Source organism: Gallibacterium faecale (assembly GCF_027920745.1).
GTDB classification, from domain to species: domain Bacteria; phylum Pseudomonadota; class Gammaproteobacteria; order Enterobacterales; family Pasteurellaceae; genus Gallibacterium; species Gallibacterium faecale.
The window spans coordinates 1-7,119 of the sequence record NZ_JAQIBB010000120.1; the positions used below are offsets into that span (position 1 = coordinate 1).

Consider the following 7,119-nt stretch of genomic DNA (forward strand, 5'->3'; position numbering starts at 1 on the left):
AAAAAATCTACCGCAGTCACACTTAACCGCAAACTGAAATTTTTCAGTTTATTACCCATTGGGGAACATGTTCCCTGATGGGCGTGTTCTCCATTTTTAATTTAGGAGAACACATTATGAACACACAAACTCAACATAAACCTGATTTATATCAAGAAATTACTGACCGCATCATCAAATGTCTTGAAGAAGGTACGGTGCCGTGGTTAAAACCTTGGCATAATCCAGAATGTAGTCTTGCACTTCCTAGAAATGCGGTCTCAGGTCGCTTGTATTCAGGAGTCAATATTTTGTTGCTTTGGGTGGCCAGTGCTGAGCATGGTTACAAACAAAGTAAATGGATTACAGCCATGGCAGCCAATAAACTCGGTGGCCACGTGCGTAAAGATGAAAAAGCGACGACTGTCGTGAATTATAATCCGATTGACCGCGAGAAATGCGATGATGAGGGTAATCCAATCTTGGATGAAGACGGTAATCCAGAAATGGAACATTTTGCTGTTTTAAAAAGACATCCACTTTTTAATATTGAGCAATGTGAAGGGCTACCAAGTTCAATGTATGAGGCTGTACCAGCAAAAAATACAGAAGCTGACACAGTACCATATGCCTTGTTTGCTGAGATTCGGCAAATGATAAAAGGAATGGATTTGGAGGTTAAAGTCATACCAAGTAGCCGTGCATTCTACCGACCTTCAGAGGATAAGGTAGTGATGCCTGAAATGAAGCAATTTGATTCAGAGGCGAGATTCTATGGTACGTTACTTCATGAAATGACACACGCAACAGGGCATCAGAAACGTTTAAATCGAGAAGGTGTTGCTTCTGGTAAAGCTAAATTTGGCAACAAAATTTATGCTTTTGAGGAGTTGATTGCGGAAATGGGTGGTGCATTTGTTTGCGCTCATTTAGGATTCAATGAAGTACCACAAAATGCGGCGTATATTGAAAGTTGGATTAAGGTATTGAAAGAGGATAAACGAGCTATTTTTAGAGCCTCTGGGTTTGCACGTAATGCGTGTGAATATATGATGGACGCGCTCAATGTTCAACAACAATACGAAAAACACTTTGCTGAAGCAGCATAATAAAGACTAAGGAATATTGTAAATCGCAATATTCCTTTAGTCCAAAAGGTACTATCTCTTTTGGTATAGTATATCCCTTTTGTATTAATAATGTAGTACATAATACTTATTATTTTAAAATATAACCCTATAGATTTTGAACTTTACAAAATAAAAGTTGAGTATATAAATAGTATTCGTATTATTTACCTCAAAATTTTAAGGGTAATAATAAATACAATGCTTAGTAAGCTTTTATTTATTATGATTTCTACTGTAAATATTAAATATTGTTATAAAAACTAGCATGCAAAAAATTCCAGATGCAAAAATTATTTTGCTAAAATCCAAATAGTTAGATAACGTGCCAATTAACCAAAATGAGAAAATCATTATCAAAGAGCACAGTGAGTTTACCGTAGATAAAATAGTTCCTCTATCATTTGATGAAAGAGAGTGATTTAATAATACTCCGAGAGATGTATCTATAATCTCATAACTAATTAAAATTATAATGAAGGTCAAAGCTACCCATATACCGCCAAACATAAGGGAAAGACCTAGAAAACATAACAATAGTAAGGAAAATAGTATTATTGACCTTTTTTCTCCAATTAGATCAGCAATCCATCCTGAAAACACCGATGAAAAAGCACTAAATAAAAAAGAAATAGAGTATATTCCAGAAATAAACAACAAAGAGAAACTATTATCTTTAAGAACTGCTTGATAATACAATGTAATAGAAGAAAATACTCCTTGAAATATGGAAAGAGAAATAATCAATATATATATGTTTAACGATATATTGCTCAACACTTTAAATGTAGGAATGTTTTCTCTATCATGAATAAAATTTCTTTTGTAAAAGTCTACCACAGAAAATAGAACAACCATTGCAATAAATTGACTAATAACTCCTAAATAAAATATCATGTCCCAAGCATTGTATTCCGCGATTACTCCTCCTAAGAAAGAACTTATTGCCAAAGCAGATATAGAAATAAAGTTATATCTCCCTATAATCTTATGATATAACTTTTTTCTTCTCTTAAATAAAAGTTCATCATAAATTAATGATTGTTCTGTTCCTGATAGTAATGCAATACCAAATCCATAAATAATGAAGAAAATAAATACAGAGATATTATTTTCGGCAACAAGCATTCCAACAAGATAGGTTATAGTACATACTAACCCTAAAAACATTGATATTTTTCGTCCAAACCTATCAGAAATAACTCCAGATGGAATTTCAGATATAAACATTGCTATATTTAATCCAATTTGAAAAAAGGATATTTCAGACATGGAAAATCCTTTACTCTGCAAGTATATCATCCATAAACTTCTTTCAAAAAATAGGCTACTAAAAAGGCCAAAAATCAGTATCTTTGATATATTATTTAATTTCATAAATAAACCTTTTCATCTCAAATAACTCTAAACATTCTATAATAAAATCAATATCATCCTCGGTGAATTCATCTTTTAATGAGGTAAATATATCATTTATATCCATTGTTGGATTAATATTCCCTATCATGCAAAAGTCAATGTATTTATTGTAAATCATATTAGATAAACTATGCAGTAAATAGTCAATATTTCTCCCCTCTAAATTAATCCCTCTAGTATATTGGAATTTGGACTCATCTAAGCAAGTCCATCCTATGGACTCAAAAATAGGCATGAATTTAGCTAATGCTGATTCGACATATAATATTTTGTTGGGATATATTTTGTAAATATATTCTAAAAATAGTCTTAATATACCGCATCCTCTTATAATGGGGTGAAAGATTACTCTATATAGCACTTTTATTTTATTGTTTATATTTAGCAAGCTATCATTTTCTTCATCATTAGAATAGGGTGTTCTAAAAACTAGAACGCCAACAATATTTCCTTTATATACTAATTTATAGTAATCTGCATTATAACTGTTATTTATATATTCTTCTGCTGAAGGGAAATAATGATATTTTTCTAACAATTTATATTCATGATATGTAGCCTCTTCTATTGTCATGTCTTTTTTAAATGGATTGCTTTGTGAGATAGGGGTTAATTTTAGATTAATATTTGAATATAAATCAAATGATAAGTGGCAATCTGGAAAAAGATATTCTTTTATATTTTCATCATTCGATATTAATATAAGGTTAAATTTAAATTTATTAGAAAATCGTCTTAAATTGTAACTAAGAAAATAAGCTGTATCTCTATCTAAATTACTACAAAATTCATCACAATAAATATTTTTTATTCCATTGGAAAGAATTAAGGCAATTAAGAATCTAAATTTTTGGCCTGATGAAAGGTTATTATATGGAGTCAAATATAAGTATGGCTCTGATAATCCAGCTATATTTAGAAAATATATAGCTTCTTTAAAATCATATCCTATAATATCTATTATAGGAAGTTCGCAATTGCTTATTTTTATATCTTTTATATCAAAAAAATTATATTTTTCTTTCAGTAATTTTCCTAAAGTGCTTTTGCCAACTCCAGAATGGCCCGTTATAAGAGTTATACCATTATTGATGGTGGAATCTAAACTAGATAGTTCTATATTATTTAAATTAAATATATTCCTATGAGAATTGGATATGCCAAAACTATTGCAAACAATATTGCATTTTTCTGATGAAAATTTTAAATCAAAACTAACCATATATAAATCCTAGAAATTATAAACGCCTTTATCACTAATATAGAAATTTTTTAAACGTGGTGACTTCATGTAGATAAACCTCCCTCTACAAATTGGTAAGCATAATGCATGAGATAATAAATATTCATTTTGAACTTTATAATTATCTTCTAAAGTTTCATTATTCAATATTTTTAAATACTGTTCTATATCCGTATTATCAAGATAAGAAATATAAAAAATTGACAAATCATACTTGCTTTCTGTTAATAATACATTTAGTGTTAGATAAATATCATATTTAGATTTATCTATTTTGCAATAAGTATGTATATCAAATCCATGTAAATTTATTTTTAACCCTAGATTAGAAAGAAAGTCACATAAGGCACATATAATGTGTTCATTTGGATAATAATTCAAATATGCTATATTAATCTCTTCAGGATTAATATTATTAACTATATGACATTCTTTATATTCAAGGTCATTGTCAAAAAAATATCCATTTAATGGTGATAAAATATTTAAAAGGTTTTTATTTATATAATCGGTTAATATCTTTTTAAAAGCAGGCTTAAATATGACAAATTCCTTTTTCATTCCTAATATGAAAAATATATTTGATTCTTTATTGATGATTTTTTCATGGGCTACCAATTCATTAGGGAAATATGTACAGCTAGTCACATCAACATTCCCCTTTCTATACAATTCTATTGGGTAATAAAGATTCTTATTTACTATAAAGTTAACATATTTTATATGTTTATCTTCATTTGAATAATAATCATTTCTTTCTAAGGTGATTTGATATTCTTTTATTTTAAATATTTTAAATTTGCCATTGGATATATATAATTCTGGACAATTGTCCTCATTAAAATAAATAGGTGAGAACTCAATATTAGAAAAAAGATCACAATAATCAATTCGTCTATTATAGATAATCTTTAACATGTTTTTGTCTACGATATCAATAATACCGATGTCACTATGATGAATATCATCATATAATATCGATGGCACACCTTCAATAAAATCAAGGTAGTAAGAAAACATTGTTTTATTCATTATTTGATAGTGGAGTGTCTTATAAATGCTTGTAGATGTTAGTTTCCGGCCATTTGAGAAAAACAGTCCATCAAAAAACTCAATAGTTATTGAATGATCTTTTGTATTTAAATAATGATTTTTTATATAATTACTGCTATAAACACCATCCTTTTTATTGAATAACGGTTCATGCAACATAGAAGCGATGCATCTTGAGGAAAAATCCTTACACTCAAAGGGAAAAGATAACTTAAATTCTGCATCTAGCAAAATATTGATATAATTTTTCATATAACTTCACACTCAAATGTTTGAAAATTAAAAATTTTTCTGTAGTAGAGATTTTCGGTTCGAGGGTTTATAAAATATTGAAGTATATCTTGGCACATCATGCTGCCTATCATCATATTAGTTGTTGGTAGCGATCCCTTAATTGGTTTACTAATTAAATTTGGAGACTTATCATATTTCTTATTGCTTTCAACAAATGGGTATATCGATATAGGTCCCCAAAATCCACTATTTATTCCTACACCACAGTTAATGCTAGGTATTTCTAATATAGTGGATACATCAAGTATAATTCTTTCTATATTTTGGGGAGTATCTAATGCATTTATTATAAAATCGGGGCAGTAATTTATACATATAGATTTTAAAAGAGAGTGATCATCAATATAATCTCTAGACTTTTCAATATTCAAACTACTATATATTAACTTTAATTTATCTTTTATAACATCAACTTTATATGAACCTACATCATCTTTTGTAAATAAAATTTGTCGATTTAAATTAGACTTATCAACAATATCTGAATCAACAATAAAAAAATCTTTTATACCTAGTCTCAGTAAGTTATCCAAAACAATACATCCAATACCTCCAACCCCTAATAATAGAATTCTACTATTCGAGATAGTATTTTGAATATCAATTGGAGATCTAGGATCTCGAGAGTCCATTAAACTTTCAATAAGGTAAATATTTCTGTCTAATTCAGAATTCTTATAATAATGAGTATAGCTTTTTATAATTAAATTATGTTCAATTAAAACTTCTACTAGGTCATTGGGTAAATCGCTTAAAGCCCATTCCCTTTTTTTTAGAAGAGAAAAATATGTTTGATCATCATCAAAAATCTCAACACATTTAGTACCTAAAAGAATTTTGGTGCTAAACTCATCATAGTGAAGTAAAGCATCTGTCTTTAATTTATAATTTTTTCCCATTTTATAGCTCCAAACCTATTGACAAGAAACTATCTTAAGAGTATAATATAAGTGCTTGCAAGGCAAGCAAGAATCGTTTGCTTTGTAAGCAAAAACTCCTTTATAACTATAAAAGGCCTATATTCATTACTCTCTAAGTGAGGATATTTATGAACAATAATACAACTCAAAATAAGCCAATGAAAGTTACTGCAAAACACGTTAGAGAAAGCACTACTCGTTGCTAGTTTCTTTTGACTTTAATAATAAAAAGAGTTGGTTTCCAACTCTTTTTTTATTATATAGTTGTTCCACGAAAACCATAACACTGTCATATGGATGTAAAAGAGCTTTAGCGGTGAGCACAATAAAAAATTCTCGCTATATAATGAACAAAGCTGGCAACCAGAATTCAAAATATAAGAGGATAAGTCATAGTTAGTAAATCCAATAATAATTCAAGTTTACCATCACATAAAGATGGAATTGTAGTTACCATATAGTCTTTATTTCGATGTATAGGAGAAAAACAATTTATAGAGAATATAAAGATTTACTGTATTTGTTCTACTTGCACAAATTAATATAGATTTGATCACACAGTGCCTCAATACGTATGTTCTTTAAAGAGCATGCGAAGTATTAGGTCCTTATAGTGTAGCCTAAAAATCACCTATTTCATGAGTGGGTTGTTATGATAAATAAACAATAAATTAAAGACTTAGCCTTCCTCATAATGCCTGTAATATATCTACATCTACTTTTTTGAACTACAGTTCGTAAGGAAAAGTAATAGGCTATATGTTTATATAGAAAGGTGAAGTAAACCTAAGAACCATTTTCCCTAGTTCTAAAAAACGAACGTTTTTTTGACGCATTTCGAAAAATAAAAAAATCTTCATTTTTCTTTCCATTTTAAGTTCAATAACTCAGTACAAAAATCAAGACTCAAAAACTCATTTATATATTGAGTTTTTATACTATATAGGTGGTATTGTATGTTAATTGGCTATGCTCGTGTTTCTGCAGAGGAACAAAATCTAGATCTTCAAATTGTAGTGATCCACTAAATTAGCAGTCCTTGATAGTTTTTTTTCGCTAAAATTGGCGGCAATCCTTGATTATA

Annotated in this window: 5 protein-coding genes; 1 reads left to right on the plus strand and 4 read right to left on the minus strand. The window is 28.8% G+C overall.

The window, feature by feature from the left end:
* Positions 1 to 116: 116 nt before the first annotated feature.
* Positions 117 to 1,088 carry an ArdC family protein gene (locus tag PF272_RS12235; RefSeq protein ID WP_271142972.1) on the plus strand — a complete coding sequence of 324 codons (972 nt, stop codon included), beginning with the start codon at positions 117 to 119 and terminating at the stop codon, positions 1,086 to 1,088.
* A 234-nt stretch (positions 1,089 to 1,322) separates the two neighbouring features.
* On the opposite strand, the gene PF272_RS12240 is transcribed toward PF272_RS12235, so the two are convergent.
* Genes PF272_RS12240 through PF272_RS12255 form a run of 4 tightly spaced genes read right to left on the minus strand, consistent with a single transcriptional unit; the run spans position 1,323 to position 6,014 of the window.
* Positions 1,323 to 2,483, minus strand: a complete 1,161-nt coding sequence (locus PF272_RS12240; RefSeq protein ID WP_271142973.1) for an MFS transporter — start codon at positions 2,481 to 2,483, stop codon at positions 1,323 to 1,325.
* Entirely contained in the window at positions 2,470 to 3,747 is a 1,278-nt protein-coding gene (locus tag PF272_RS12245; RefSeq protein WP_271142974.1) for an ABC transporter, read from the minus strand. The genes PF272_RS12240 and PF272_RS12245 overlap by 14 nt, the downstream gene beginning before the upstream one ends.
* A 9-nt stretch (positions 3,748 to 3,756) precedes the next feature.
* The gene (locus PF272_RS12250) at positions 3,757 to 5,073 is read right to left on the minus strand and encodes a periplasmic substrate-binding domain-containing protein (RefSeq protein WP_271142975.1); all 1,317 of its coding nucleotides are present in this window, start codon (positions 5,071 to 5,073) and stop codon (positions 3,757 to 3,759) included.
* On the minus strand, positions 5,070 to 6,014 hold the full coding sequence (locus tag PF272_RS12255) for a ThiF family adenylyltransferase (protein WP_271142976.1): 945 nt from the start codon (positions 6,012 to 6,014) through the stop codon (positions 5,070 to 5,072). Before PF272_RS12255 ends, PF272_RS12250 begins: the two co-directional genes overlap by 4 nt.
* Positions 6,015 to 7,119 lie beyond the last annotated feature (1,105 nt).

Excerpts from the sequence above, each read along its gene's own strand:
- PF272_RS12235 (WP_271142972.1), top strand. The coding sequence starts at position 117 with ATGAACACACAAACTCAACATAAACCTGATTTATATCAAGAAATTACT.
- PF272_RS12240 (WP_271142973.1), bottom strand. The coding sequence starts at position 2,483 with ATGAAATTAAATAATATATCAAAGATACTGATTTTTGGCCTTTTTAGT.
- PF272_RS12245 (WP_271142974.1), bottom strand. The coding sequence starts at position 3,747 with ATGGTTAGTTTTGATTTAAAATTTTCATCAGAAAAATGCAATATTGTT.
- PF272_RS12250 (WP_271142975.1), bottom strand. The coding sequence starts at position 5,073 with ATGAAAAATTATATCAATATTTTGCTAGATGCAGAATTTAAGTTATCT.
- PF272_RS12255 (WP_271142976.1), bottom strand. The coding sequence starts at position 6,014 with ATGGGAAAAAATTATAAATTAAAGACAGATGCTTTACTTCACTATGAT.